Raw genomic sequence first — 25582 nt, 5'->3', positions numbered from 1 at the left:
TTGGGAATGACCGGGACGCTAATGAATATTTGCTTATAAGCGCAAGAGGTAGTCATCTAATCGTCACATCTGAACCAGAAACCGGGATGCGACCGTTCGGGGGTCAACAGGGAAACAGAGGTCAAGAGTGTTAAAAAGTGATGGTTCGCCGACGTGCGGCCGCTCCCCTCGGAACCTCGGCCACCAGCGCGGATCGCGCCGCTACAACGCGTACAACCGACGCGCGTTGCCGCCCGCGACCAGGCCCGCCACCCGCTCGGCGTCGGCCGCGGAACAGGCGCCGTCGGCCCGCCAGTCCGCCAGCACCGCGCCCAGTCCGTACCGGAACTGACAGGTCCCCACCAGAAAGAGTTCGGGCAGCCCGTAGGCGTCGGTGGAGAACAGCAATTTTCCGAACGGGGCCAGCTCCAGCATCTCGCCCAGCACCGCGGCCACCCGCGGCCCGGTGTAGGAGGCCGTCAGCCCGAGGTCGGTGTACACCGTCGGGAAGGCCTGGGCCAGCCAGGCGGCCTGCCGGTGGTACGGGTAGCCGTGCAGCAGCACCAGCGGGACGCCACTGGGCTCGGCGGCCCGCACGAAGTCCGTCAGCAGCGACGGGTCGGCCCGGTGCAGGGTGAGGTCCGGATCGCCGAAGCCGGTGTGGAGTTGGAGCGGCAGGCCGAGCTCGGCGCAGACGTCCACGGCCGTCCAGAGCAGGTGGTGCAGCAGCACCGGATCCGTCAGCCGGCCCCGCCCGGCGCGCAGGTGGGCGCCGGCCGCGGCCACCACGGCCGCGGTGGCGGGGCGTTCGGCGGGGGCCGCCAGCCCGTGCCGGTAGGCGAGCACCGACTTGACCGCGACGGCCCCGGCGGCGGCCGACCCGAGCGCCTGCGCGACGGCCCCCGGCCAGTCCCCGGCGCCGGCCGTCACCGCCGCGGCGACCGACTCCAGCCGGACCACCTCGCGCACCGACGCCCCGGTGGCCCCGGCGAGTTCGGCCAACGGCAGCAGCTCGTGGCCCGCGGCGGTCGTCAGCCCGGTGTCCACCAGGCAGGTGTCCAGCCCGGCCGCCGCCAGCAGCAGCCCGGTGGCCCCGGCCGCGCCCACCTCCCGCCGCCGGGCCAGGTAGTCGGCGGCCGGGGCGTGCGCCGGCAGGCCGAGCACGGGCGGGCACCAGCGCCGCACCGCGAGGCCCAGCGCGCTGTCGAAGGGCGAACAGCCGGGCGCGGGCGGGCGGTCGGACTCGGTGAGCAGCCCGGCCAGGGCGTCGTCGGCGAGCTCGGCCGCCACCACGCTGTGGCAGTGGTGGTCGACCAGCGCGGGCCCCTCCGGCCGGGCCACCGCTCAGTACCGCCAGCGGGTGGCCGCGACCAACTCCTCGGGCGTGACGGCCGCGTACTGCTCCCGCTCCGCCCGGCGCACCGCCAGCACCGCCTGGTAGAGCGGCTCGCCGAGGGCCTCGCGCAGCACCGCCGAGCGCTCGTACGCGGCGATCGCCTCGGCCGGGGAGGCCGGCAGCCGGGGCACCGTGCCGGGCTCGGCAGCCGCCGGATCGCCGGTGAACTCCGGTGGCAGCGCGCGGCGTTGCTCCAGCCCGGCGAGGCCGGCCGCGATCACCCCGCCGACCGCCAGGTACGGGTTGGCGCTCGCGTCGAAGCACTTGACCTCGGCGTTGGCGGCGGCGGACCGCTCCCCGGTGGAGCCCGTCACCAGGCGCAGCGCGGCCTCCCGGTTCTCCAGGCCCCAGCACTGGTAGGCGCCCGCCCAGTGCGAGGGCACCAGCCGCAGGTACCCGGCCGGGCTGGAGCAGCCCAGCACCAGCAGTTCGGGCAGCGCGTCGAGCACCCCGGCGAGGAAGCCCTCGGCCTCGGCCGTCAGGCCGTGCGGGCCGGGGCCGCCGTGGCCGAGGTTGCGCCCGTCGCGCCAGAGGCTGACGTGCAGGTGCCCGCCGTTGCCGACGCCGCCGGCCTCCACCACCGGGGCGAAGGAGACCCGCAGGCCGTGCCGGGCGGAGACCGCCCGGACGGTGTGCCGGACCAGGACGGAGGTGTCGGCGGCGGCGACCGGGTCCTCGGGGGCGACCGAGACCTCGAACTGGCCCGGGGAGTACTCGGGGTGGATCTGGAGGACGCTCAGGCCCTGCCGGCCGAGGGCGCGCAGGACGTCCCGCAGGTAGTCGGAGAGGTCGGTGACCCGGTGCATCCCGTACGCCGGACCGTGCGTCGGGTACTGCGGCTCCTCCCCCGGGGCGCCGGCCAGGGCGACCGTCCACTCGACCTCGATGCCCGCCTTGAGGCTCAGGCCGCGCGCGGCCGCCACGGCCCGGGCCCGGCGGGCGAACAGCCGCTGGCAGCCGGGGTGCGGGGCGCCGGACTGGGTGTACCTGTCCCCCGGGGCCCAGGCCCAGCCGGGCTGGGCGGCCAGCGGGACGATCCGGTCGAGGTCCGGGTAGAGCCTGAGGTCCCCGGTGGGGCCGCCGATGATCGGGCTGGTGGTGATCGCGTCGTCGGCGAGGAAGACGTCGAAGCAGGGCGCAGTGCCGACGCCCCACTGCGCGGCGTGCAGCAGGCCGCCGAGCGGGACGGCCTTGACCCGGGTGATGCCCGCGTTGTCCACCCAGGTGACGGCCACCGCCTCGACGGCCTCGGTGCGCAGCCAGTCGACGGCCTGCGCCGCCCGGGCGGCCCGCTCCTCGCGCGGTGGCAGCGCGACGGCCGCCACCGCGGCGGCGGCGAGCCGTTCGGCGGTGACGGGCGGCTCGGCGGGCCCGGGCGCGGTGGGGTCGACGGCGGCGGTTCCGGTGGTCATGCCGTCATGCTGCCCCGCCGGTCGGGGTCGGGTAACTCCCCTATCGGGTGGTCCTGCGGGCGCCCCCGTTCACCCGTTCACCCGTTCGGGGCGGGCACGTCGGCGGGCAGGTCGGCGGGCACCGGGGCGGCGAACGCCCGCGGCCCCGAACGGTTTTCCGTCCCCGCCCTCTTCCTACTCGCCAGTAGCTTCGCTACAGTGGCCGGGCACGCACCACCGCCGGGCTTCGGGAGCCGCACCGGCGGCAGGCCGCGGTCGCCGCTTCTCCGGCGCCCGCGCGGTGCGCCTTCACCTTCACCGGCCGGTGCCGCGGACCGCGGCGGGCCGGGTTCCTCCTCGTATCAGGGCCGTCTCCTTCACCTTCGAGCGCCTGAGCACCACGGCACACCCGCGATCGGGCCGGAGCGGACCGGCCCCCGCCCGGCGTGCCGACACCCCGTCATCTCCCCAGCCCTCGCGCGTGGACCCTCCTCCGGCGGCGGCCGCCCCCGGCGTACGGGCGCGGCGGCGTGCCCGCCGGAGCACGCGCGGGCCCTTCATGACTAGGAGTACAGGACAGATGGAGCGTCCCTTCCCCACTGTCGCCGTCGTCGGCCTCGGCACGATGGGTGCCGGCGTCGCGGTGGCCGTCGCCAAGAGCGGCCGCCGGGTGATCGGCATCGAGGCCACCGAGGACTCGGCCGCCCGGGCGCTGGCCCGGATCGAGGAGGCCACCGCGCACGCGGTCGGCCGGGAGCGGCTCACCGCCGAGGAGCGCACCGGGCTGCTGGCCCGGATCTCGGTCGGCCACGAGCTCGCGGCCGCCGCCGGGGCGGACCTGGTGATCGAGGAGGTCCCCGAGCAGCTGGAGCTGAAGCGGGAGGTCTTCGCCGAGCTGGACCGGATCTGCCCGGAGGGCACCGTCCTCGCCACCGGCACCACCGCGCTGTCGGTGACCCGGATCGCCGCCGCGACCGCCCGTCCGGAGCGGGTGCTCGGCCTGCACTTCTTCAACCCGGTGCACGGCATGAAGCTGGTCGAGGTGGTCCGCACGGTGCTGACCTCCCCGCGGACCGCCGAGGACGCCGCCGCCTTCGCCCGCGACCTCGGCAAGGAGCCGGTGGCGGCCGGCGACCGGGCCGGCTTCGTGGTGAACGGCCTGCTGTTCGCCTACCTGAACCAGGCCGCCGCGATGTTCGAGTCCAAGTACGCCTCGCGGGAGGACATCGACGCCGCGATGCGGCTCGGCTGCGGCCTGCCGATGGGCCCGCTGGCGCTGCTCGACCTGATCGGCGTCGACACCGCGCGCACCGTGCTGGAGGCGATGTACGAGCAGTCCCGGGACCGCCTGCACGCGCCCGCCCCGATCCTCGGCCAGCTGGTCGCGGCCGGGCTGCTGGGCCGCAAGACCGGCCGCGGCTTCTACACCTACGAGGCGCCGGGCTCGTCCCGCGCCGTGGACGCGGCGACCGGGCCGGCCCTGCCGAAGGTGCCGGGCCGGGAGGTGCGCACCGTCGGCGTCTGCGGCTCCGGGACGATGGCCACCGGCATCGCCGAGGTGTTCGCCAAGGCCGGGCACCCGGTGCTGCTGGCCGCCCGCAGCCAGGAGAAGGCCGAGGCGGCCAAGGCGCAGCTGGCGAGGTCGCTGGAGCGCTCGGTGGCCAAGGGCCGGCTGTCCGCGCAGGCGCGGGACGCCGCGCTGGCGCTGGTCACCCCGGTCGGCCAGTACACCGAGCTGGCCGAGGTGGACCTGGTGGTCGAGGCGGTCGCCGAGGACCTGGCGGTCAAGCGCGAGCTGTTCGCCACCCTGGACAAGATCGTCCGGCCGGGCGCGGTGCTCGCCACCACCACCTCCTCGCTGCCGGTGATCAGCTGCGCGACCGCCACCTCGCGGCCGCAGGACGTGATCGGCATGCACTTCTTCAACCCGGCCCCGGCGATGAAGCTGGTCGAGGTGGTCTCCACCGTGCTGACCGCGCCGGACGTCACCGCGACGGTGCTGGAGCTGACCGCGAAGGTCCGCAAGCACCCGGTGGAGTGCGGCGACCGGGCCGGCTTCATCGTCAACGCGCTGCTCTTCCCCTACCTGAACGACGCGGTGCGGATGCTCCAGGAGCACTACGCGACGGTGGACGACATCGACACCGCGATGAAGCTCGGCTGCGGCTACCCGATGGGCCCGTTCGAGCTGCTGGACGTGGTCGGCCTGGACGTCTCGCTGACGATCGAGCGGGTGCTGCACCAGGAGTTCCGCGAGCCCGGTCTGGCGGCCGCGCCGCTGCTGGAGCACCTGGTCGCGGCGGGCTGCCTGGGCCGCAAGACCGGCCGCGGCTTCCGCGACCACGCGCGCCGGTGACCACCCCGCAGGCCGGGGGCGGCCCGTACGAGCTGCCGTACGAGCCGCCCCCGGCCGGACCGCACGCCGCGCCGCCACCGGGCTCCGCGGCTCCCCTGCGCCCCCTCTGGAGCCCCGGGACGGCGACCTCCCGCTGGCCCCGCCCGGCCGTGACCGGACCGGTGGTGCCGGTGCGGCGGGGAAGGGCCGCGGGCGCGCCGTCCGGGCCGTGTAGCGTTCCGGACATGGATCGGGTTCAGTCAACCTCCCCGCAGCACCCCGCCGGGCCGCACGGCGGCGCCGACCGGACCAGTCCCTCGACCGGGGGCACCGGGCCGGAGGGCGGGCCGGGCAGCCGCCGGGCGGCGGCGCAGCGCCAGCAGATGCGCCAGGACCTGGCCACGGCCGCGATGGAGCTGTTCGCCTCGCAGGGCTACGAGGAGACCACGGTCGACCAGATCGCGGCCGCCGCCGGGGTGGCCCGGCGCACCTTCTTCCGGTACTTCCGGTCCAAGGAGGAGGCGATCTTCCCGGACCACGACGACACCCTGGTGCGGGTGGCCGACCTGCTGGCCAGCGCGGAGCCGGAGGAGCACCCGCTGGACGTGGTCTGCCGCGGCATCAAGGAGGTGCTGCGGATGTACGCCTCCACCCCGGGGGTGTCGGTGGCGCGGTACCAGCTGATCCGTCAGGTCCCGGCGCTGCGCGAGCGGGAGATCGCCGTGGTGGCCCGCTACGAGCGGCTGTTCACCCGTTACCTGCTGGGCCGTTTCGACACCGGCGAGTCCATCCCGTCCGGCTGGCAGCGCGGCGGCGAGGACGACTCGATGCTGGCCGAGGTCTCGGCGGCGGCGGTGGTCGCGGCGCACAACCACGTGCTGCGGCGCTGGCTGCGGGCCGGCGGCCGGGGCGACGTGGAGGCGCAGCTGGACCACTCCTTCGAGGTGATCCGGCGGACCTTCTGGGCCTCCAGTGCCCCGGGTGCCAGGAGGCGGGGATCGGTGGTGGCACCGGGTGCCAACGGGGCCCCGGGGGACGCCGGGGTCGAGAGCGCACTGAGTGCCAGTCCCGGAGGTGAGGTGCTCATCACAGTCGCCCGGACGGACGCTCCGCTGGACGTCGTGGTGGACAGCATCCGGGCCGCTCTGAGTGGCGCCCGGGAGTCGTAGACCCAGTATTCACACAGGTCAGAGCGGTATCGAGGGCCCGCGCCGGGATGTCGGCGCGGGCCTTTCGCATGCCCGCGCAACGCGCGTCACGCAGCCTCTGAACCGGCTCGAATTCCTGGCACCCGGTGTCTTTACGAGTGGCACAGGGTGCCACTACCTTGTTACTCACCAGTCGCGGCGCCGCGGCTCCCCACCTCGGCGCGCCGTCGTCCGGCGTTCCCACACCCCGGGAGCAGAGAGCCAGAACGGCCCGGTCCACCCCGGGTGCCCCGTCTGACCCGCCCACCACCCACCTCAGCGAAGCCGGTGTCCGCTCCCGGCTCCCCCAGACGCCCTGTGACCCTCGCACAGGTACGCCTTCGGAGGCAGCCATGCAGGAAATCCTCGACGCGATCCTCAGCACCGACAGCACGTCGGCGGACTTCGCGGCGATCAAGCTCCCCGAGTCCTACCGGGCGGTGACGCTCCACAAGGACGACGAGCAGATGTTCGCGGGCCTCGCCAGCCGCGACAAGGACCCCCGCAAGTCCCTTCACCTCGACGAGGTCGCCCTGCCCGAGCTGGGCCCGGGCGAGGCCCTGGTCGCCGTCATGGCCAGCGCGGTGAACTACAACACCGTCTGGAGCTCGATCTTCGAGCCGGTCTCCACCTTCGGCTTCCTGGAGCGGTACGGCCGGCTGTCGCCGCTGACCAAGCGCCACGACCTGCCGTACCACGTGGTCGGCTCCGACCTGGCCGGCGTGGTGCTGCGCACCGGCGCCGGGGTCAACGCCTGGAAGCCCGGCGACGAGGTCGTCGCGCACTGCCTCTCGGTCGAGCTGGAGTCCGCGGACGGCCACAACGACACGATGATGGACCCGGAGCAGCGCATCTGGGGCTTCGAGACCAACTTCGGCGGCCTGGCGCAGCTGGCCCTGGTGAAGACCAACCAGCTGCTGCCCAAGCCCCGGCACCTCACCTGGGAGGAGGCCGCCTCCCCCGGCCTGGTCAACTCCACCGCGTACCGCCAGCTGGTCTCGCGCAACGGCGCCGGCATGAAGCAGGGCGACAACGTGCTGATCTGGGGCGCCAGCGGCGGCCTCGGCTCGTACGCCACCCAGTACGCGCTGGCCGGCGGCGCCACCCCGATCTGCGTGGTCTCCAGCGACCAGAAGGCCGAGATCTGCCGCGCCATGGGCGCCGAGGCGATCATCGACCGCTCCGCCGAGGGCTACCGGTTCTGGAAGGACGAGAACAACCAGGACCCGCGCGAGTGGAAGCGCCTCGGCGCGAAGATCCGCGAGTTCACCGGCGGCGAGGACGTGGACATCGTCTTCGAGCACCCGGGCCGGGAGACCTTCGGCGCCTCGGTGTACGTCACCCGCAAGGGCGGCACCATCGTCACCTGCGCCTCCACCTCCGGCTACATGCACCAGTACGACAACCGGTACCTGTGGATGTCGCTCAAGCGGATCGTCGGCTCGCACTTCGCCAACTACCGCGAGGCCTTCGAGGCCAACCGCCTGATCGCCAAGGGCAAGATCCACCCGACCCTCTCCAAGGTCTACTCCCTGGAGGAGACCGGCCAGGCCGCCCTGGACGTGCACCACAACAGGCACCAGGGCAAGGTCGGCGTGCTCTGCCTGGCCCCCGAGGAGGGCCTGGGCGTGCACGACGCGGAGTTCCGCGCCAAGCACCTCGACGCCATCAACCGTTTCAGGAACATCTGATGACCGAGCCCCGGAAGCGCGACCGCCCCTGGCTGATGCGCACCTACGCCGGCCACTCCACCGCGAGCGACTCCAACGCGCTCTACCGGCGGAACCTGGCGAAGGGCCAGACCGGCCTGTCCGTCGCCTTCGACCTGCCGACCCAGACCGGCTACGACTCCGACCACGTCCTCGCCCGCGGCGAGGTCGGCCGGGTCGGCGTCCCGGTCGGGCACGTCGGCGACATGCGCACCCTGTTCGACGGCATCCCGCTCGAACGGACCAACACCTCCATGACGATCAACGCCACCGCGATGTGGCTGCTGGCGCTCTACCAGGTGGTCGCCGAGGAGCAGGGCGCGGACATCGCCACGCTCACCGGCACCACCCAGAACGACATCGTCAAGGAGTACCTGTCGCGCGGGACGCACGTCTTCCCGCCCGGCCCGTCGGTGCGGCTGATCACCGACATGATCGCCTACACGGTCGGCAGCATCCCCAAGTGGAACCCGATCAACATCTGCAGCTACCACCTGCAGGAGGCCGGGGCGACGCCCGTCCAGGAGATCGCCTACGCGATGTGCACCGCCATCTCGGTGCTCGACGCCGTGCGCGACTCCGGCCAGGTGCCGGCCGAGCGGATGGGCGAGGTGGTCGCCCGGATCTCCTTCTTCGTGAACGCCGGCGTGCGCTTCGTCGAGGAGATGTGCAAGATGCGCGCCTTCGCCCGGCTGTGGGAGAAGGTCACCCTGGAGCGCTACGGCGTCACCGACCCCAAGCAGCGCCGCTTCCGCTACGGCGTCCAGGTCAACTCGCTCGGCCTGACCGAGGCCCAGCCGGAGAACAACGTCCAACGGATCGTCCTGGAGATGCTGGCCGTCACCCTCTCCAAGGACGCCCGCGCGCGGGCCGTCCAGCTGCCCGCCTGGAACGAGGCGCTCGGCCTGCCCCGGCCCTGGGACCAGCAGTGGTCGCTGCGCATCCAGCAGGTGCTGGCGTACGAGTCGGACCTGCTGGAGTACGGCGACATCTTCAACGGCTCCCAGGTGATCGAGGCCAAGACCGAGGAGCTGCTGGCCGGCGCCGAGGCGGAGATCGCCAAGGTGCTGGAGATGGGCGGGGTGATCCCGGCCGTCGAGTCCGGCTACCTGAAGTCCAACCTGGTCGCCTCGCACGCCGCCCGCCGGGCCCGGATCGAGTCCGGCGAGGACAAGATCATCGGGGTCAACTGCTTCGACACCACCGAGCCGAGCCCGCTCACCGCCGACCTCGACACCGCGATCATGGTCGTCGACCCGGCCTCCGAGCAGTCCGTGCTCGCCGCCCTGGAGGCCTGGCGCGCCGAGCGCGACGAGGCCGCCGTCCAGTCGTCGCTGGCCGAGCTCAAGGCCGTCGCCGCCACCGAGGCCAACCTGATGCCGGCCACGCTCGCCTGCGCCCGGGCCGGCGTCACCACCGGCGAGTGGGCCTTCGCCCTGCGCGAGGTCTTCGGCGAGTACCGGGCGCCCACCGGCGTCGGCGGCGCCCCCGTCGCGGTGGCCGCCGAGCCCGGCGGCGAGCTGGAGCAGGTCCGCGCCGCGGTCGCCGCGACCGCCGCGGAGCTGGGTGCCGGCAAGCTGCGCCTGCTGGTCGGCAAGCCCGGCCTGGACGGGCACTCCAACGGCGCCGAGCAGATCGCCGTCCGGGCCCGCGACGCCGGGTTCGAGGTGGTCTACCAGGGCATCCGGCTGACCCCGGAGCAGATCGTCTCCGCCGCCGTCGCGGAGGACGTCCACTGCGTGGGCCTGTCCATCCTCTCCGGCGCGCACAGCGAGCTGGTGCCCGACGTCCTGAAGCGGCTGCGCCGCGCCGGGGTGGAGGATGTCCCGGTGATCGTGGGTGGCATCATCCCGGCAGCGGACGGCGAGGCCCTCAAGGCCGCCGGCGTCGCCGCCGTGTTCACCCCGAAGGACTTCGGCATCACCACCATCATCGGCCGGATCGTGGACGAGATCCGGCTGGCCAACAAGCTCCAGCCGTGGACGTCCGCACCGACCGCGGCCACGAACTGACCAGCTGACCAGCTGACCACTGGGAAGGAACCCTCGATTCTGATGACTGCTGTCAACCGACTGCGCCCGCGCCGCTCCTGCCTCGCCGTACCGGGCAGCAACCCGCGCTTCCTGGAGAAGGCCCAGGGCCTGCCGGCCGACCAGGTCTTCCTCGACCTGGAGGACGCCTGCGCCCCGCTGGTCAAGGAGAGCGCCCGCCACAACATCGTCGACGCCCTCAACAACGGCGACTGGGGCGGCAAGACCCGCGTCGTGCGCGTCAACGACTGGACCACCCACTGGACCTACCGCGACGTGATCACCGTGGTCGAGGGCGCCGGCCCCAACCTCGACTGCATCATGCTGCCGAAGGTGCAGGACGCCGAGCAGGTCAAGGCGCTCGACCTGCTGCTCACCCAGATCGAGAAGACCATGGGCTTCGAGGTCGGCCGGATCGGCATCGAGGCGCAGATCGAGAACGCCAAGGGCCTGATCAACGTCGACGCCATCGCCGAGGCCTCGCCCCGGCTGGAGACCATCATCTTCGGCCCCGCCGACTTCATGGCCTCCATCAACATGAAGTCGCTGGTGGTCGGCGAGCAGCCGCCCGGCTACGGCGCCGACGCCTACCACTACATCCTGATGCGCATCCTGATGGCCGCCCGCGCCAACGACCTCCAGGCGATCGACGGCCCCTACCTCCAGATCCGCAACCAGGAGGGCTACCGCGAGGTCGCCCGCCGCTCGGCCGCCCTCGGCTTCGACGGCAAGTGGGTGCTCCACCCGGACCAGGTCGCCGCCGCGAACGAGATCTACTCGCCCTCGCAGGAGGACTACGACCACGCCGAGCTGATCCTCGACGCGTACGACTACTGCACCTCCGAGGCGGGCGGCGCCAAGGGCTCCGCGATGCTCGGCGACGAGATGATCGACGAGGCCAGCCGCAAGATGGCGCTGGTCGTCGCCGGCAAGGGCCGGGCCGCGGGCCTGCAGCGCACCACCAAGTTCGAGATCCCGGAGGCCTGAGCAGCCATGCAGTTCGGACGCACCTACGAGGAGTTCGAGGTCGGCGCGGTCTACAAGCACTGGCCCGGCAAGACGGTCACCGAGTACGACGACCACCTCTTCTGCCTGCTCACCATGAACCACCACCCGCTCCACCTGGACACCAACTACGCCGGGAAGACGACCGACTTCGGCCGGAACGTCGTGGTGGGCAACTACGTCTACTCGCTGCTGCTCGGCATGTCCGTCCCGGACGTCTCCGGCAAGGCGATCGCCAACCTGGAGATCGAGTCGCTGCGCCACGTCGCGCCGACCTTCCACGGCGACACGATCTACGGCGAGACCACCGTGCTCGACAAGTGGCCGTCCAAGTCCAAGGACGACCGCGGCATCGTGTACGTCGAGACCAAGGGGTACAAGCAGGACGGCACGGTCGTCTGCGTCTTCCGCCGCAAGGTGATGGTGCCGACCGCGACGTACACCGAGGAGCGCGGCGGCGAGCAGCCCGGCCGCCCGACCCCGCTCTCCTGAGCCCCTCCCCTCTATAGGGGCCCGCTTTTCACCGCGGGCCCCCCGAGAGACCCCGGACGGGCAGGCCGCCGTCATCGGCCGCGCCCCACCCGGCCCGGGGGCCCTGCTGCCGCAGCCACGCCGGCAGGGCCCCCGCAATCCCCCCCCCCCCGGGGATTCCCCGACTTTTCCGCAGACCCTCAGACCTTTCGGAGCCGCACGATGGGACGCCTCGCACAGACCGACGGCCTCACCGAGATCCAGCGGGACATCCTCGCCACCGTGCGGGATTTCGTCGACAAGGAGATCATTCCGGTCGCGACCGAGCTGGAGCACAAGGACGAGTACCCGACCGCCATCGTCGAGGGGATGAAGCAGCTCGGCCTGTTCGGCCTCACCATCCCCGAGGAGTACGGCGGCCTCGGCGAGTCGCTGCTCACCTACGCCCTGGTGGTCGAGGAGATCGCCCGCGGCTGGATGTCGGTCTCCGGCATCGTGAACACCCACTTCATCGTGGCGCACATGATCAACGCCCACGGCACCCAGGAGCAGAAGGACCACTTCCTGCCGAGGATGGCGGCCGGCGAGATCCGCGGCGCCTTCTCGATGTCCGAGCCGGGCCTCGGCTCCGACGTTTCGGCCATCTCCACCAAGGGCGTCAAGGACGGCGAGTTCTACGTCCTCAACGGCCAGAAGATGTGGCTCACCAACGGCGGCACCTCCACCCTGGTCGCGGTCCTCTGCAAGACCGACGAGGGCGGCAGCAGCCCGTACAAGAACATGACCACCTTCCTGATCGAGAAGGAGGCCGGTTTCGGCCCGAACCCCTCGGTTCCCGGCCTGACCGTGCCCGGCAAGATCGAGAAGATGGGCTACAAGGGCGTCGACACCACCGAGCTGGTCCTCCAGGACGTCCGCGTCCCGGCGAACCGCGTCCTCGGCGGCGTCCCGGGCCGCGGCTTCTACCAGATGATGGACGGCGTCGAGGTCGGCCGCGTCAACGTCGCCGCCCGCGGCTGCGGCGTCGCCCGCCGCGCCTTCGAGCTCGGCATCGCCTACGCCCAGCAGCGCTCCACCTTCGGCAAGAAGATCGCCGAGCACCAGGCGATCCAGTTCAAGCTCGCCGAGATGGCCACCAAGGTCGAGGCCGCCCACCAGATGATGGTCATGGCCGCCCGCAAGAAGGACGGCGGCGAGCGCAACGACCTCGAGGCCGGCATGGCCAAGTACCTCGCCTCCGAGTACTGCAAGGAGGTCGTCGAGGACGCCTTCCGCATCCACGGCGGCTACGGCTTCTCGAAGGAGTACGAGATCGAGCGCCTCTACCGCGAGGCCCCGATGCTGCTCATCGGTGAAGGTACTGCGGAGATCCAGAAGATGATCGTCGGACGCCGGCTCCTCGAGGAGTACCGGATCGCCGACTGACCCCCGGGCCGCCCGCCGACGCACCCCGTCGCCGGGCGGCCCCCTCGAACCGCCGGTCGACGGGCGTGCGGGCCCGTCCCGGCGCGGGGCCGTGCCCCGTCACGGGCCCGGCCTGGTCCGCCTGGGTCCGGCACGGCCCGCCGGAAGCGGCCGCAGGGCGTACAGCTGCAACGACGCGCCCTGCGGCCGCTTCCGCACACCCGCTTCCGGCCGCTACGGCCGTTTCGTCCGCCGGGTTCCGTCCGCGCACCCGTTGAGACAAGAGTCACCAGCCCTGTCGGGTCCCTTGGGAACCGGACCGGGCCGAGCTACGGTCGTAGGAGTGGACGCGCACACGCGCCGCCACCGGACACGTGAACGAGCAGGCGGGTTGCCCACCCACCGTCTGCTCCCGATAGCATCCACCGGGACAGCAAGCCGTCCCTCTATTACCGATTCCGCGGTGGCCCCCGTCCAGCGGCCATGATCCCCCGCGACAAAGGTCTTCGATGCCCATCAGCCCGTCCCCTCACACCTCCGTCACGGACCGCGATGCCCTCGCAGCCCCGACGGCCGGTCGGCGACCCCGCGTGACCATCGCGCGCGGAGCCACCCCCTGGTTCGTCCCCACCCTCGCCACGGCCGCCGTGACCACCGCCCTCACCCGGCGCAGCGGCAAGTGGGCCCTGGCTGCGGTACCCGCCTGTGCCCTCGGCGCGGGCATGCTGTGGTTCTTCCGCGACCCCGAGCGTGAGATCGGCACGGGCAGAGTGATCTCCCCCGCCGACGGCGTGGTGCAGAGCATCGACGCCTGGCCGGACGGCCGCACCCGGGTCGCGATCTTCATGAGCCCGCTGAACGTCCACGTCAACCGCACGCCCCTGCCGGGCACCGTGACGTCGGTCGAGCACGTCGCGGGCGGCTTCGTCCCCGCGTTCAACAAGGACAGCGACCAGAACGAGCGGGTCGTCTGGCACTTCGACACCGAGCTCGGCGACATCGAGATGGTCCAGATCGCGGGGGCCGTGGCCCGCCGCATCGTGCCGTACGTGGACGCCGGAACCAAGGTCGAGCAGGGCGACCGGATCGGTCTGATCCGGTTCGGGTCCCGCGTCGACACCTACCTGCCGGCCGGCGTCGAGGTCGGCGTCGAGGTCGGCCAGAAGACCACAGCCGGGGTGACGCGCCTTGACCGTGACTGATCCTGAGACAATCGTCGGCCTGGACGACGAGGAGACGGCCCTGCGCCGCCGCCGCTGGGCACGGGACCGCGAGCTGCGTGCCCCGCGCTCTCCCCAGCACCTGTCCACGGCCGACTTCCTGACCCTGGGGAACGCCGTCTGCGGCTTCCTGGCGATCTACTCGATCACCACCGGGGTCCTGGTCCCGCACATCACCAACCCGGACGCCGCTCCGGACCGGCACAGCGCCGCCACCGCGGTCACGCTGCTGCTGATCGGCTCGATGTGCGACCTCTTCGACGGGCTGGTGGCGCGCAAGCTGCGCTCCTCCGCCCTCGGAGCGGAACTGGACAACCTCGCGGACCTGATCAGCTTCGGCATCGCGCCGGCCTACTTCGTCGCGGTCTGGGGCATGGTCTCCCCGGGTTCCAACAGCAAGCTGTCGGCGCTGATCGCGCTGACCGTACTGCTCGCGGTGGTCCTGCGGCTGGCCCGCTTCTCGGCCGTCAAGATGCGGCCCGGGGTGTTCCAGGGCATGCCCTGCCCGATGGGCGCGATGACGGTGATCGCCATCGTGCTGCTCGACCCGCCGTTCCTGCCCGGTCTGCTCGCCATCTTCGGCGCCGCGTACCTGATGGTCAGCCGGATCGAGTACCCGAAGCCGCAGGGGCTGCTGGCCACCGCCACGCTCTGCTGGGTCGTCGTCGCGATCGGCTGCCTGGCCGCCTGGGCGACCGGGCTGCCCGGCGGCGACAGCCTGATGCACGTCGGCGCGTTCGCCCAGATCACGCTCGCCGCGATGGCGCCGCTGCTGGTCATCCGCCGCAAGGTGGGGCAGAAGGTCGGCGACGTCCGCGCCCGGCGGGCGGAGTCGCGGCTCGGCTGAGCCGTCCCACGACCGACATGGGGAAGGGCCCGGAACCTGGTGGTTCCGGGCCCTTTCCGTGTTCCCGTGTTCCTGTGCGCCCGTGTTCCCGTGCGCCCGTGCGGCTCAGGCGCCGCCGGTGTGCACGCTGAACGCCGAGCGGCGGGCCGCCCGGGCCACGCCCGGGTCCGGGTGCACGCTCGAGACCGCCGTCAGCACCGAGGCCGCCCGCGGGTGGCCGGACTGCCGGGCCCGGGCGAACAGCCGGACCGGGTCGCCCGCCGCGGCGCCCTCGACGTGGCCCACCAGCAGCTCGGTCTCGCCGTGGTCGAGCACCGCGGCCGCGGTGTCCACCCAGAGCCAGGCCGCGTCCTCCGCGCCCAGCACGTCCGCCGGGGCGACGCCCTCGTCCGCGCGCTCCGCCAGCCACAGCAGCGCGTACGGGCGCAGCACCGGCTCGTCCACCGCCGCGCGCACCGCCTGCTCAGCCGGTCCGCCGGCCACCCGCAGTGCCTCGAAGGCCAGCCCGCGCACCAGCGCGTCGTCGCCCTGGGCGGCGTCCAGCAGCTCGCCCACCGCCCGGTCGGCCGGACGGGCCGCGACCCAGGCCCGGAACTCGGCGCGGGCCGGGCCCGGCGAGTAGTCCGCGCAGGCGTTCAGCAGCTCGAAGGCGCTCTGCTCGATGTGCCCGGCCGCGGTCTGCGCGACCGTGCAGATCTCCTCCAGCTTCGCCCGCACCGCCCAGTGGCCGAGCGGCGACAGCTCCGCGGCGTCGTTCCTGCGCACCAGGGCGCCGACGGCCGCCAGGCCGTCCAGCATCCAGTCCAGGACGGCGGCCACGTCCGAGGGCGCGGCCGGGGTGTCGATCTGCGGCGCGCGGCAGGTGCCGCGGACGGCGGAGACGGCCGAGGCCGCGTGCGGCACCGGCGACAGGCCGGGTCCGCCGAGGCCGGTGCCGACCCGGCGCTCGTCCAGGCCGCGGCGCAGCAGCTCCAGCAGCTCGCTCTCGGCGACCGGACCGTCCACCAGGTGCAGGAAGGAGAGCAGCTGCGGGGCCTGGTCCACGGCCTGCCCGGCCAGGACGGCGAAGACGCCGCGCAGCGCCGCGGGCGGCACCGGGGCGAGCAGGGTCCAGGCGTCGAACAGCGCCGACCAGCCGCGCACCACGGCCTCGTCGTCGTGCTCCCAGGCGTGCAGGCGCCAGCCGGGGCCGGCTCCGCCGTCCCGGGCCTCCACCAGGCCCACCAGCAGCGCCTGCCCCCAGGCCTTGGCGGCGGCACCGACCGTCATGGCCAGGGCCCGGCCCGCCGCGCGGGCGTCGTCCGGGAGCAGCTCGCCGCGCTTGTCGACCTCGGCCAGCTCACCGGCCCAGCGGGCGACCCGGACGGCGTCCACCAGCATCCGGCGGGCCAGCGGCGCCAGCTCGGAGGGTGCCGGAAAGCCCTCCGGCACGGGAACCCTGCCCCGCCCGGGAGCCGGAGCGGGCCCTCGTCGCCGGGGTACTGCGTTACGGGGGACTCCCGCCCCGCCCGGCCTGCCACCGGCGGGCCGTTGGGCCGTTCCGGGGAGACGGGTCACCGTCGCACCGGTACCGATCGTCGGCGGGAGCGGGGCATCACGGTCGCGCGGGTTCCGAGACGTCACGTCGAGCAGTCTTCCCCTTGTACCGGCCTTCTGTCACATCCGGTTGTCCGTACGACCGGGCGACCGCCGGTGGCACCTCCGCAAGATCGGGCAACAACGGCAAACCGCCTGGCCGGAAACGTGTGACCTGCCCATGCCACAGAGGGCGGGCCGGTTGCCCGGAATGCTCGGGCGGTCACCGTGCGTACGGGTGGGGGGTAAGGGGCCGGGCCAAATATTGCTCCTGACAGCCGAGGGGCCCGTACGGGGGCGTTTCGGCCCGGCGACGCCCGGCAGGACTGTCCAGCCCGAATCCGGACGGATGGTGGGCGGCGTGATCGGGATCGAGCCGCACCGGAAGTCGGCCGGGCCGACTTTTCACGCGGGCCCGGAGGAATGGGAGGAACGTTCATTCTCGGACGGGGGGAATCGCACCGGGAAAAGCGGCGGGGACCAGCCGAAAACGCCCTCGCGCACAGGGGGGGTGGTTGAGCCCCTAGAGGAGCGGGGTGAGCCAGCGGCGGAGGAGTTCGGTGTAGCGGTCGGGGGCGGTGTTCCAGAGGGTGGCGTGGTCGGCACCGGGGAAGGGCTGGAGGCTCACCACGTCGCGGCGGGCGGCGGCCAGCTTCTCGGCGGTGCCGAAGGGCGCGATCCGGTCCTCGGGGCTGTGCAGGAGGAGGGTCGGCACCCGCAGGTCGGTGCCGTCGGCGATGCGGCCGAAGTCGGCGAGGTCGACCCCGGTGCGGCCCTCGGCGGCGAGGGCGCCGAGCTCGGCGGCGACGCCCTGGAAGCCGGCCCGGGCGGCGTCCCGGCGGGCGGAGGCGGGCAGGTCGAGCACGGGCGAGTCGAGGATCAGGCCGCGGACGGCGTGCGACCAGGCGGAGCGGGCCACGGTCTGCAGCACGATGGTCGCGCCGACGGACCAGCCGTACAGGATCACCTTGCCCGCGCCGCTGTCGAGCGCCAGCCGTACCGCCGCCTCGATGTCGCGCCACTCGGTCTCGCCGAAGTGGCTGAGCCCGTCCGGGGAGGCGGGGGCGCCCCGGTCGCCGCGGTGGGTGACGGCGAGGGCGGGCAGGCCGAGCCGGTCGAGGACGGGGAGCACCGGGAGGGTCTGCCGGCGGTCGTCGCCGGGGCCGTGCACCAGGATCACCCAGGTGCCGCGCTTGCCGTCGAGCCGCCAGGCGGGGAGGGCGCCGAGCTCGCCGTCGGCGGTGGTGTCGGCGAAGGCGAGGCCGAGCGCCTCGGTGGGGTCGCCGAGGTGGACCCGCGGGGTGAAGCGGACCTCGGTGCCGGGGACGAGGGTGCCCCGGTCGGCGCGGACCAGTCGGCGGGTGACGCCCTGTTCGTCGGCGTGCAGCACCTCCTCGACGACCGCGTGCCCGCCGTCCGCCCACTCCACCGCCCAGCGGCCGGGGCGCAGGCTCGCGGGGCCGCGGGTGAAGGTGACCCGGCCGGCGGCGAGGGCGCGGACCTGGACCGGCCCGGACTCCTGGACGGCGGTCACCGGACGGACCATCCGCTCGGAGGCCCGGCGGCCGACCACCAGCACGGCGGCCCCCACCGCGGCGGCCGCCACGACGGCGGCGGTTCCCCAACGCATCTCGCTCCCCGCTCTGTTGTTCACGGACGTTGTTCACGGACGTTCTTCACGGACCGGACGGTGTTCGAGCCCCAGTTCACCGGCGCTCCGCCCGACCGGCCACCGGGCTGGGCCGTCCGGGTCACCCGGCGGGCGCTCCCGGGGTGCTCAGGGCGGTACTCAGGGGGTGCCGGTGGCGGGGGTCGGGGCGGGGCCGCGCCGGGCGATCCGACCGGGCGTCAGCGGCGTCCCCGTGTGACCAACCCCTCCGTGACCTCGGTTGACTCCCGGTTCGGGCCCGTGATGGGATCCTGGGGCCAAACGGAGGCATGGAGAGGAAGCCGGTGGAAGTCCGGCGCGGTCCCGCCACTGTCACCGGGGAGCACGCTCGGAACATCGCCACGGCGGGCCGTCGACGGCCGCTGGAAGGCTCCGGGGGTGCGTTCGACCCGGAAGCCAGGAGACTCTCGCCGCCGTCACGTCGATCCAGGGCGCGGACCCTGAGTGAGGACACGCACGCGATGCAGGCTGCCCCGCCCGGCCGGACTCCGAGCTGCCCTCCGCCGTGCGGCCGATGACCCCGCGCGCGCCTTCCCCCGCTCCGCGCCCGCTGACCCGAGCCTCGCGCCCGCTGGCCCGCGCCGCCGTGTTCGCACTCGGCGCCGCCGCGGGCTACGCCGCCGACGCCCGCTTCGCCGACCCCCGCCGGGGCCACCCGGTGGCCTTCTTCGGCAGCGCCGCGACCCGGCTGGAGCGGCGGCTGTGGCGCGACGACCGCGCCGCCGGGGCCGGGTACACCGCGCTGTGCGTGGGCGCGGTCGCGGCGGGCGCGTTCGCCCTGGACCGTACGGTGGGCCGGCGCCCGCTGGGCCGGGCGGCGCTGGCGGCGGCCGCGACCTGGACGGTGCTCGGCGGCACCTCGCTGACCCGGGAGGCCCGCACCATCGGCCGCTCGCTGGCCGCCGGCGACCTCGCCGCCGCCCGGGAGCGGCTGCCGCACCTGTGCGGGCGGGACCCGAGCGCGCTGGACGGGCAGCAGATCGCCCGGGCGGTGGTCGAGTCGGTGGCCGAGAACACCGCCGACGCCGTGGTGAACGCGCTGACCTGGGGCGCCCTGGCCGGCACCCCCGGCCTGCTGGCCTTCCGCGCCGTGAACACCCTGGACGCCATGGTCGGCCACCGCTCGCCCCGCTACGCCCGGTTCGGCTGGGCCTCGGCCCGGCTGGACGACGTGGCGGGCTGGCCGGGCGCCCGGCTGACGGCGCTGCTGACGGTGGCCGCCGCCCCCGAGCCCCGGACCGCCTGGCGGGTCTGGCGGCGCGACGGCTCCGCGCACCCGAGCCCGAACGCGGGCCAGGCCGAATCGGCGTTCGCCGGCGCGGTGGGCGTCCGACTGGGCGGCACGCTGCGGTACGGCGAGCGGGTGGAGCACCGGCCCGTCCTGGGCGCGGAGCTGCGGCCGGTGACGGTGGACGACATCGAGCGGGCCTGCGCGCTCTCCCGGCGGGTGGGCGCACTGGCGCTGGGTACGACGGTCGCGGGGCACGTCCTGCTGCGGGCACTGCTGAAGAAGAGGGGACGGGCATGAGCAACGCACTGCTGGTCGCGGGGACGACCTCGGACGCGGGCAAGAGCGTGGTGACGGCCGGGATCTGCCGGTGGCTCGCCCGCCAGGGCGTACGGGTCGCGCCGTTCAAGGCGCAGAACATGTCGCTCAACTCCTTCGTCACCGCCGACGGCGCCGAGATCGGCCGCGCCCAGGCGATGCAGGCGCAGGCCGCCCGGGTGGAGCCGGAGGCGGCGATGAACCCGGTGCTGCTCAAGCCGGGCGCGGACGGCCGCAGCCAGGTGGTGCTGCTCGGCCGGCCGGTGGCCGAGGTCGGCGCGCTGGACTACCGCGAGCGCAAGCCCGTCCTGCTGGAGCGCGCCCTGGAGTGCCTGGCCGACCTGCGCGGCCGCTACGACGTGGTGGTCTGCGAGGGCGCGGGATCGCCCGCCGAGATCAACCTGCGCGACCGCGACATCGCCAACATGGGCCTGGCCACGGCCGCCGCCCTGCCGGTGGTGGTGGTCGGGGACATCGACCGCGGCGGGGTCTTCGCGGCGATGTACGGGACGCTGGCGCTGCTGTCGGCGGAGGACCAGCGGCACGTGGCGGGCTGGTTCGTCAACAAGTTCCGCGGCGACGCGCGGCTGCTGGCGCCCGGGCTGGAGATGCTGCACGAGCTGACCGGCCGTCCGGTGCTGGGCACGCTGCCGATGCTGCCCGGGCTCTGGCTGGACGCCGAGGACTCGCTGGACCTGTCCACCGTGGCGGACCGGGCGGACGGGCCCGGGCCGCTCGGCGCGGACGTGCTGCGGGTGGCCGTGGTGCGCTTCCCCCGGCTGTCCAACTTCACCGACATGGACGCGCTCGCGCAGGAGCCGGGCGTGCTGGTCCGCTGGGCGACCAGGCCGGAGGAGCTGGCCGACGCCGACCTGGTGGTGCTGCCCGGTACCCGGGCCACCGTCGCGGACCTCGCCTGGCTGCGCGAGCGCGGCCTGGAGCCGGCCCTGAAAGCGCGGGTGGCGGCCGGACTGCCGGTCCTCGGGGTCTGCGGCGGCTACCAGATGCTGGCGCACTCGATCGTGGACGAGGTCGAGTCGAAGGCGGGCGCCGTCGACGGCCTCGGCCTGCTGCCGACGCGGGTGCGGTTCGGCGTCGAGAAGGTGCTGGCGCGGCCGGTCGGCGAGGCGTTCGGGCAGCGGGTCGAGGGCTACGAGATCCACCACGGGGTGGTGACCGTGGAGGGGGGCAGTCCCTTCCTGGACGGCTGCCGGGTCGGCCCGGTCTGGGGCACGACCTGGCACGGCGCGCTGGAGAACGACGGGTTCCGCCGCGAACTCCTGCGCGAGGTCGCCGAGTTGTCCGGCCGGGCGTTCGTCCCGGCGCCGGACACCTCCTTCGCCGCGGCGCGCGAGGCCCGGCTGGACCGGCTGGGCGACCTGATCGAGGAGCACGCGGACACCGACGCGCTGTGGAAGCTGATCGAGGGCGGGGTGCCGGCGGCCGGATCGCTGCCGTTCCTCCCGCCCGGGGCCCCTGGGAGTGACGCATGAGCCGGACACGGACGCAGGGCTGGGCAGGACCGCCGAACCGGGCGGGGCAGCAGGGCCGGGCACGATCACAGAGTCAGGCACGACAGGACTGGGGTACGGCATGAGTGACGTCCGCTATCCGTTCACCGCGATCGTCGGCATGGCCGACCTGCGGCTCGGACTGCTGCTGAACGCGGTCTCCCCGGCCGTGGGCGGCGTGCTGGTGCGCGGCGAGAAGGGCACCGCGAAGTCGACCATGGTGCGCGCGCTGGCCGGCCTGCTGCCGTCCATCGCCACCGTGGACGACTGCCGCTTCGCCTGCGACCCGGCCGCGCCCGACCCGCAGTGCCCGGACGGGCCGCACGACTCCCCGTCCTCCTCCGAACGGCCCTCCCAGCTGGTGGAGTTGCCGGTCGGCGTGGCCGAGGACCGGATCGTCGGCTCGCTCGACCTGGAGCGGGCGCTGGCCGAGGGCGTCAAGGCCTACGAGCCCGGACTGCTCGCCCGGGCGCACCGCGGCGTGCTCTACATCGACGAGGTGAACCTGCTCCAGGACCACGTGGTGGACCTGCTGCTGGACGCCGCCGCGATGGGCCGCTCGTACGTCGAGCGCGAGGGCGTGTCGGTGCGGCACGCGGCCCGGTTCCTGCTGGTCGGCACCATGAACCCGGAGGAGGGCGAGCTGCGGCCGCAGCTGCTCGACCGGTTCGGGCTGACCGTCGAGATCGCCGCCACCCGGGACCCGGCCGAGCGCGCCGAGGTGGTCCGCCGCCGGCTCGGGTACGACGCGGACCCGACCGGATTCGCCGCGCGGTTCGCCGAGGAGGAGCGGGCGCTCGCCGAACGCATCACCGCCGCACGGGAGTTGCTGCCCAAGGTCGAGCTGACCGATGTGGCGCTGCGTCAGATCACCGCCGTGTGCGCCGCGTTCGAGGTGGACGGGCTGCGCGCGGACATCGTGATGGCCCGCACCGCCGTCGCGCTGGCCGCCTGGGACGGGCGCACCGAGGTGCTGGAGGAGGACGTCCGCAAGGCCGCCCAGCTGGCACTGCCGCACCGCCGTCGCCGCAACCCCTTCGACGCGCCCGGGCTGGACGAGGAGCAGCTGGACCGGACGCTGGAGGAGCACGCCCAGCAGGAGGAGCCGGAGCCCGAGGACGACGGGCCCGGCCCGGACGGCGACGGTGGCGGCAGCGACGACGGCGACGGGCCGGAGGGCGGCCCGGACGGGGGCGGCCCCGACGGCGGCGGCGCGCCCGAGCCGTCCGACGGCGGCCCCGAGGCGCCCGAGGCGCCCTCCCCCGAGGACCCCGCCTCCGATGGCCCCGAGGCACCCGCGCAGCCGCCCGTACCGGCCCAACACCCGGCCCCTACACGGGAGTCGGCGCCGGTCGCAGCCGGCGACCCGTACCGGACGCGGCTGTTCACCGTGAAGGGCACCGGGCACGGCGCCCAGGGCCGCCGCTCCCCCGCCGAGACCACCGGCGGGCACACCATCCGCGCCCGCCGCCCGCAGGGCGCGCTCGCCCGACTGCACCTGACCGCGACCCTCCAGGCCGCCGCGCCGCACCAGGCCGCGCGCGGGCGCAGCGGGCGGGCGCTGGTGGTGCACAAGGACGACTTCCGCGAACAGGTGCGCCAGGGACGGGAGTCCAACCTGGTGCTGTTCGTGGTGGACGCCTCCGGCTCGATGGCCGCCCGGCAGCGGATGACCGCCGTCAAGGGCGCGGTGCTGTCGCTGCTGATGGACGCCTACCAGCGCCGCGACAAGATCGGCATGATCACCTTCCGGGGCTCGGGCGCCGAGCTGGCACTGCCGCCCACCTCCTCGGTGGAGGTCGGCGCGGCCCGGCTGGAGTCGCTGCCCACCGGCGGGCGGACCCCGCTCGCCGCCGGCCTGCTGCGCGCCCACGAGGTGCTGCGGGTGGAGCGGCTGCGCGACCCGAGCCGGCGCCCGCTGCTGGTCGTGGTGACCGACGGCCGGGCCACCGGCGGGCGGGACGCGCTCGCCCAGTCGCGCCGCGCGGCCGCGCTGTTCGCGGCGCAGGGCACGGCCAGCGTGGTGCTGGACTGCGAGTCCGGCCCGGTCCGCCTGGGCCTGGCCCGCACCCTGGCCGGGCTGCTCGGCGGCACCGCCGTCAGCCTGGACGAGCTGCGCGCCGAGGGCGTGGCCTCGCTCGTCCGCGAGAACCGCGCCGCGGACCGCTCCGCGAACCGTTCGACCACTTCGATGCGAAAGGCGGCCTGAGCCGACATGCCCAAGGGAGTCCCCGAGAGCGTCCCCGACGACGGCCTGACGACCCGTCAGCGCCGCACGCTGCCGATCACCGCCGTGCACACCGGCCCCGGCAAGGGCAAGTCCACGGCCGCGTTCGGCATGGCGCTGCGGGCCTGGAACCAGGGCTGGCCGGTCGGGGTGTTCCAGTTCGTGAAGTCCGCCAAGTGGAAGGTCGGCGAGGAGAACGCGCTGCGCGTGCTCGGCGCCTCCGGCGAGGGCGGCACCGTCGACTGGCACAAGATGGGCTCCGGCTGGTCCTGGATCCAGCGCTCCGCCGAGCAGGAGATGTCCAGCGAGGAGGCGGCCAAGGAGGGCTGGGAGCAGGTCAAGCGCGACCTCGCGGCCGAGACCTACCGCTTCTACGTGCTCGACGAGTTCACCTACCCGATGCACTGGGGGTGGGTCGACCCGGACGAGGTGGTCGCCGTGCTCAAGGACCGCCCGGGCAGCCAGCACGTCGTCATCACCGGCCGGTACGCGCCCGAGGCGCTGACCGGCTTCGCCGACCTGGTCACCGAGATGACCAAGGTCAAGCACCCCATGGACGCCGGCCGCAAGGGCCAGCGCGGTATCGAGTGGTAGACCGTTGAGCAACATCCCCCGCCTCGTCGTCGCCGCGCCCTCCTCGGGCGCCGGCAAGACCACCGTCGCCACCGGCCTGATCGCGGCGCTCGCCGCGCGCGGGCTGGCGGTGTCGCCGCACAAGGTCGGCCCCGACTACATCGACCCGGGCTACCACGCGCTCGCCGCCGGGCGCCCGGGCCGCAACCTGGACGCCTTCATGTGCGGGCCGGAGCGGATCGCGCCGCTGTTCCTGCACGGCGCGGCGGGGGCGGACGTCGCCGTCGTCGAGGGGGTCATGGGCCTGTTCGACGGGGCCTCCGGGCGCGGCGAACTGGCCTCCACGGCGCACGTCGCCAAGCTGCTGCGGGCGCCGGTGGTGCTGGTCGTGGACGGCTCCTCGCAGTCCCGCTCGGTGGCCGCGCTGGTGCACGGATTCGCCTCCTGGGACCCGCAGGTGCGGCTCGCCGGGGTGATCCTCAACCGGGTCGCCTCCGACCGGCACGAGCACCTGCTGCGCGAGGCCCTGGAGGAGGGCTCCGGCGTGCCGGTGCTGGGCGCGCTGCGCCGCTCGGCGGCGGTCGCCACACCCTCCCGCCACCTCGGGCTGATCCCGGCGGTGGAACGCTCGGCGGAGGCCCTCCAGGCGGTCGCCGACATGGGTGAACTGGTCGCCTCCTCGGTCGACTTGGACGCCCTGCTCGAACTCGCCCGGACGGCACCGGAGTTGGACGCCGAACCCTGGGACCCGTCGGCCGAGGTCACCCCGGTGGCCGGCCGGCCCCGGATCGCGGTGGCGGGCGGCGCGGCCTTCTCCTTCTCGTACGCCGAGAACGCCGAACTGCTCGGCGCGGCGGGCGCGGAGGTGGTCCCGTTCGACCCGCTGCACGCCTCCTCGCTGCCCGCCGGAACGGCCGGCCTGGTCATCGGCGGCGGCTTCCCCGAGCTGTACGTCCGCGAGCTGAGCGGCAACGCCCCGCTGCGCGCCGCCATCGCCGCGTTCGCCGCCGCGGGCGGGCCGGTCGCCGCCGAGTGCGCCGGACTGCTCTACCTGGGACGGGAGTTGGACGGCCTGCCGATGTGCGGCGTGCTGCCCACCGACGCCCGGATGACCGAACGCCTCACCCTCGGCTACCGGGAGGCGGTCGCCCTGCACGACTCCCCGCTGGCCCCGGCCGGCACCAGGCTGCGCGGCCACGAGTTCCACCGCACGGTCTGCGAGCCCGGCGCGGGCGAACTCCCCGCCTGGGGCTGGCGCCTGCCGACCGGCCCCCGCACCGAGGGCTTCGCGAGCGGCAACGTGCACGCCTCCTACCTGCACCTGCACTGGGCGGGCGCACCGGCGGTGGCCGCCTCCTTCACCGCCGCGGCGGCGGCCTTCGCGGCGGGGGCGGCGTAGTCCGGGGCTTCGGCGGTGGGGGGCGGCGTTGATGGGGGCGGCATTGATGGGGGGCGGTCGGGGCCGTGCGATCCACGGCCGCGCCCCTCTGGCACCCCCGGGATAACG

Annotated in this window: 18 protein-coding genes and 1 riboswitch; of the genes, 14 read left to right on the top strand and 4 right to left on the bottom strand. The window is 74.1% G+C overall.

Annotation, left to right across the window (positions count from 1 at the left end):
- Positions 1 to 201 precede the first annotated feature (201 nt).
- Both ACFCY1_RS03075 and ACFCY1_RS03070 read right to left on the bottom strand, forming a co-directional pair.
- On the bottom strand, positions 202 to 1320 hold the full coding sequence (locus ACFCY1_RS03075) for an amidohydrolase family protein (RefSeq protein ID WP_375873291.1): 1119 nt from the start codon (positions 1318 to 1320) through the stop codon (positions 202 to 204).
- Between the two features lie 3 nt (positions 1321 to 1323).
- Positions 1324 to 2787 (bottom strand): glutamine synthetase, encoded by a 1464-nt coding sequence (locus tag ACFCY1_RS03070; RefSeq protein WP_375873290.1) that lies wholly within the window; start codon positions 2785 to 2787, stop codon positions 1324 to 1326.
- A 559-nt stretch (positions 2788 to 3346) separates the two neighbouring features.
- On the opposite strand from ACFCY1_RS03070, the gene ACFCY1_RS03065 reads away from it, so the two are divergent.
- The 9 genes from ACFCY1_RS03065 (at position 3347) to ACFCY1_RS03025 (ending at position 14974) form a co-directional block, all read left to right on the top strand.
- Entirely contained in the window at positions 3347 to 5122 is a 1776-nt protein-coding gene (locus tag ACFCY1_RS03065; RefSeq protein WP_375873289.1) for a 3-hydroxyacyl-CoA dehydrogenase family protein, read from the top strand.
- A 224-nt stretch (positions 5123 to 5346) separates the two neighbouring features.
- Positions 5347 to 6270 (top strand): TetR family transcriptional regulator, encoded by a 924-nt coding sequence (locus ACFCY1_RS03060; RefSeq protein WP_375873288.1) that lies wholly within the window; start codon positions 5347 to 5349, stop codon positions 6268 to 6270.
- Between the two features lie 371 nt (positions 6271 to 6641).
- The gene (gene ccrA / locus ACFCY1_RS03055) at positions 6642 to 7979 is read left to right on the top strand and encodes a crotonyl-CoA carboxylase/reductase (RefSeq protein ID WP_049655667.1); all 1338 of its coding nucleotides are present in this window, start codon (positions 6642 to 6644) and stop codon (positions 7977 to 7979) included.
- Complete coding sequence (locus ACFCY1_RS03050; RefSeq protein ID WP_049655664.1) at positions 7979 to 10009, top strand: protein meaA; 2031 nt, start codon at positions 7979 to 7981, stop codon at positions 10007 to 10009. Before ccrA ends, ACFCY1_RS03050 begins: the two co-directional genes overlap by 1 nt.
- A gap of 42 nt (positions 10010 to 10051) precedes the next feature.
- The gene (locus ACFCY1_RS03045) at positions 10052 to 11014 is read left to right on the top strand and encodes a CoA ester lyase (RefSeq protein ID WP_049655662.1); all 963 of its coding nucleotides are present in this window, start codon (positions 10052 to 10054) and stop codon (positions 11012 to 11014) included.
- 6 nt (positions 11015 to 11020) lie between these two features.
- Positions 11021 to 11524, top strand: a complete 504-nt coding sequence (locus ACFCY1_RS03040) for a MaoC family dehydratase (RefSeq protein ID WP_375873287.1) — start codon at positions 11021 to 11023, stop codon at positions 11522 to 11524.
- Positions 11525 to 11725: 201 nt separating this feature from the next.
- Positions 11726 to 12928 (top strand): acyl-CoA dehydrogenase family protein, encoded by a 1203-nt coding sequence (locus ACFCY1_RS03035; RefSeq protein ID WP_074001622.1) that lies wholly within the window; start codon positions 11726 to 11728, stop codon positions 12926 to 12928.
- A gap of 488 nt (positions 12929 to 13416) precedes the next feature.
- Positions 13417 to 14109 (top strand): phosphatidylserine decarboxylase, encoded by a 693-nt coding sequence (locus tag ACFCY1_RS03030; RefSeq protein ID WP_375873286.1) that lies wholly within the window; start codon positions 13417 to 13419, stop codon positions 14107 to 14109.
- On the top strand, positions 14096 to 14974 hold the full coding sequence (locus tag ACFCY1_RS03025) for a phosphatidylcholine/phosphatidylserine synthase (protein WP_369808332.1): 879 nt from the start codon (positions 14096 to 14098) through the stop codon (positions 14972 to 14974). The genes ACFCY1_RS03030 and ACFCY1_RS03025 overlap by 14 nt, the downstream gene beginning before the upstream one ends.
- 105 nt (positions 14975 to 15079) lie before the next feature.
- On the opposite strand, the gene ACFCY1_RS03020 is transcribed toward ACFCY1_RS03025, so the two are convergent.
- Both ACFCY1_RS03020 and ACFCY1_RS03015 read right to left on the bottom strand, forming a co-directional pair.
- Positions 15080 to 16405, bottom strand: coding sequence for a hypothetical protein (locus tag ACFCY1_RS03020; RefSeq protein ID WP_074001623.1), 1326 nt, complete (start codon positions 16403 to 16405; stop codon positions 15080 to 15082).
- 667 nt (positions 16406 to 17072) lie between these two features.
- Positions 17073 to 18179, bottom strand: coding sequence for an alpha/beta hydrolase (locus ACFCY1_RS03015; RefSeq protein ID WP_375873285.1), 1107 nt, complete (start codon positions 18177 to 18179; stop codon positions 17073 to 17075).
- 312 nt (positions 18180 to 18491) lie between these two features.
- Positions 18492 to 18625, top strand: a riboswitch (cobalamin riboswitch).
- 107 nt (positions 18626 to 18732) lie between these two features.
- Here ACFCY1_RS03015 and ACFCY1_RS03010 point away from each other — a divergent pair.
- The 5 genes from ACFCY1_RS03010 to ACFCY1_RS02990 all read left to right on the top strand — a co-directional run bounded on the left by ACFCY1_RS03010 (position 18733) and on the right by ACFCY1_RS02990 (position 25474).
- On the top strand, positions 18733 to 19746 hold the full coding sequence (locus ACFCY1_RS03010; RefSeq protein ID WP_375873284.1) for a cobalamin biosynthesis protein: 1014 nt from the start codon (positions 18733 to 18735) through the stop codon (positions 19744 to 19746).
- A complete protein-coding gene (locus ACFCY1_RS03005; protein WP_074001625.1) occupies positions 19743 to 21257 on the top strand; it encodes a cobyric acid synthase in 1515 nt (504 codons plus the stop codon). The genes ACFCY1_RS03010 and ACFCY1_RS03005 overlap by 4 nt, the downstream gene beginning before the upstream one ends.
- A gap of 100 nt (positions 21258 to 21357) precedes the next feature.
- Positions 21358 to 23484, top strand: a complete 2127-nt coding sequence (locus tag ACFCY1_RS03000) for a putative cobaltochelatase (protein WP_375873283.1) — start codon at positions 21358 to 21360, stop codon at positions 23482 to 23484.
- Positions 23485 to 23490: 6 nt separating this feature from the next.
- A complete protein-coding gene (gene cobO / locus ACFCY1_RS02995) occupies positions 23491 to 24096 on the top strand; it encodes a cob(I)yrinic acid a,c-diamide adenosyltransferase (protein WP_049655361.1) in 606 nt (201 codons plus the stop codon).
- A gap of 4 nt (positions 24097 to 24100) precedes the next feature.
- On the top strand, positions 24101 to 25474 hold the full coding sequence (locus ACFCY1_RS02990; protein WP_375873282.1) for a cobyrinate a,c-diamide synthase: 1374 nt from the start codon (positions 24101 to 24103) through the stop codon (positions 25472 to 25474).
- The last annotated feature ends 108 nt before the right edge of the window (positions 25475 to 25582 follow it).

Source organism: Kitasatospora sp. NPDC056273 (assembly GCF_042268845.1).
GTDB lineage: Bacteria > Actinomycetota > Actinomycetes > Streptomycetales > Streptomycetaceae > Kitasatospora.
This window is presented reverse-complemented; position numbering and strand designations above follow the sequence as displayed.

What these genes read in the sequence shown, in the direction of transcription:
- ACFCY1_RS03070 (WP_375873290.1), bottom strand. Translation starts at nt 2,787, where the DNA reads ATGACCACCGGAACCGCCGCCGTCGACCCCACCGCGCCCGGGCCCGCC.
- ACFCY1_RS03065 (WP_375873289.1), top strand. Translation starts at nt 3,347, where the DNA reads ATGGAGCGTCCCTTCCCCACTGTCGCCGTCGTCGGCCTCGGCACGATG.
- ACFCY1_RS03060 (WP_375873288.1), top strand. Translation starts at nt 5,347, where the DNA reads ATGGATCGGGTTCAGTCAACCTCCCCGCAGCACCCCGCCGGGCCGCAC.
- ccrA (WP_049655667.1), top strand. Translation starts at nt 6,642, where the DNA reads ATGCAGGAAATCCTCGACGCGATCCTCAGCACCGACAGCACGTCGGCG.
- ACFCY1_RS03050 (WP_049655664.1), top strand. Translation starts at nt 7,979, where the DNA reads ATGACCGAGCCCCGGAAGCGCGACCGCCCCTGGCTGATGCGCACCTAC.
- ACFCY1_RS03045 (WP_049655662.1), top strand. Translation starts at nt 10,052, where the DNA reads ATGACTGCTGTCAACCGACTGCGCCCGCGCCGCTCCTGCCTCGCCGTA.
- ACFCY1_RS03040 (WP_375873287.1), top strand. Translation starts at nt 11,021, where the DNA reads ATGCAGTTCGGACGCACCTACGAGGAGTTCGAGGTCGGCGCGGTCTAC.
- ACFCY1_RS03035 (WP_074001622.1), top strand. Translation starts at nt 11,726, where the DNA reads ATGGGACGCCTCGCACAGACCGACGGCCTCACCGAGATCCAGCGGGAC.
- ACFCY1_RS03030 (WP_375873286.1), top strand. Translation starts at nt 13,417, where the DNA reads ATGCCCATCAGCCCGTCCCCTCACACCTCCGTCACGGACCGCGATGCC.
- ACFCY1_RS03015 (WP_375873285.1), bottom strand. Translation starts at nt 18,179, where the DNA reads ATGCGTTGGGGAACCGCCGCCGTCGTGGCGGCCGCCGCGGTGGGGGCC.
- ACFCY1_RS03010 (WP_375873284.1), top strand. Translation starts at nt 18,733, where the DNA reads ATGACCCCGCGCGCGCCTTCCCCCGCTCCGCGCCCGCTGACCCGAGCC.
- ACFCY1_RS03005 (WP_074001625.1), top strand. Translation starts at nt 19,743, where the DNA reads ATGAGCAACGCACTGCTGGTCGCGGGGACGACCTCGGACGCGGGCAAG.
- ACFCY1_RS03000 (WP_375873283.1), top strand. Translation starts at nt 21,358, where the DNA reads ATGAGTGACGTCCGCTATCCGTTCACCGCGATCGTCGGCATGGCCGAC.
- cobO (WP_049655361.1), top strand. Translation starts at nt 23,491, where the DNA reads ATGCCCAAGGGAGTCCCCGAGAGCGTCCCCGACGACGGCCTGACGACC.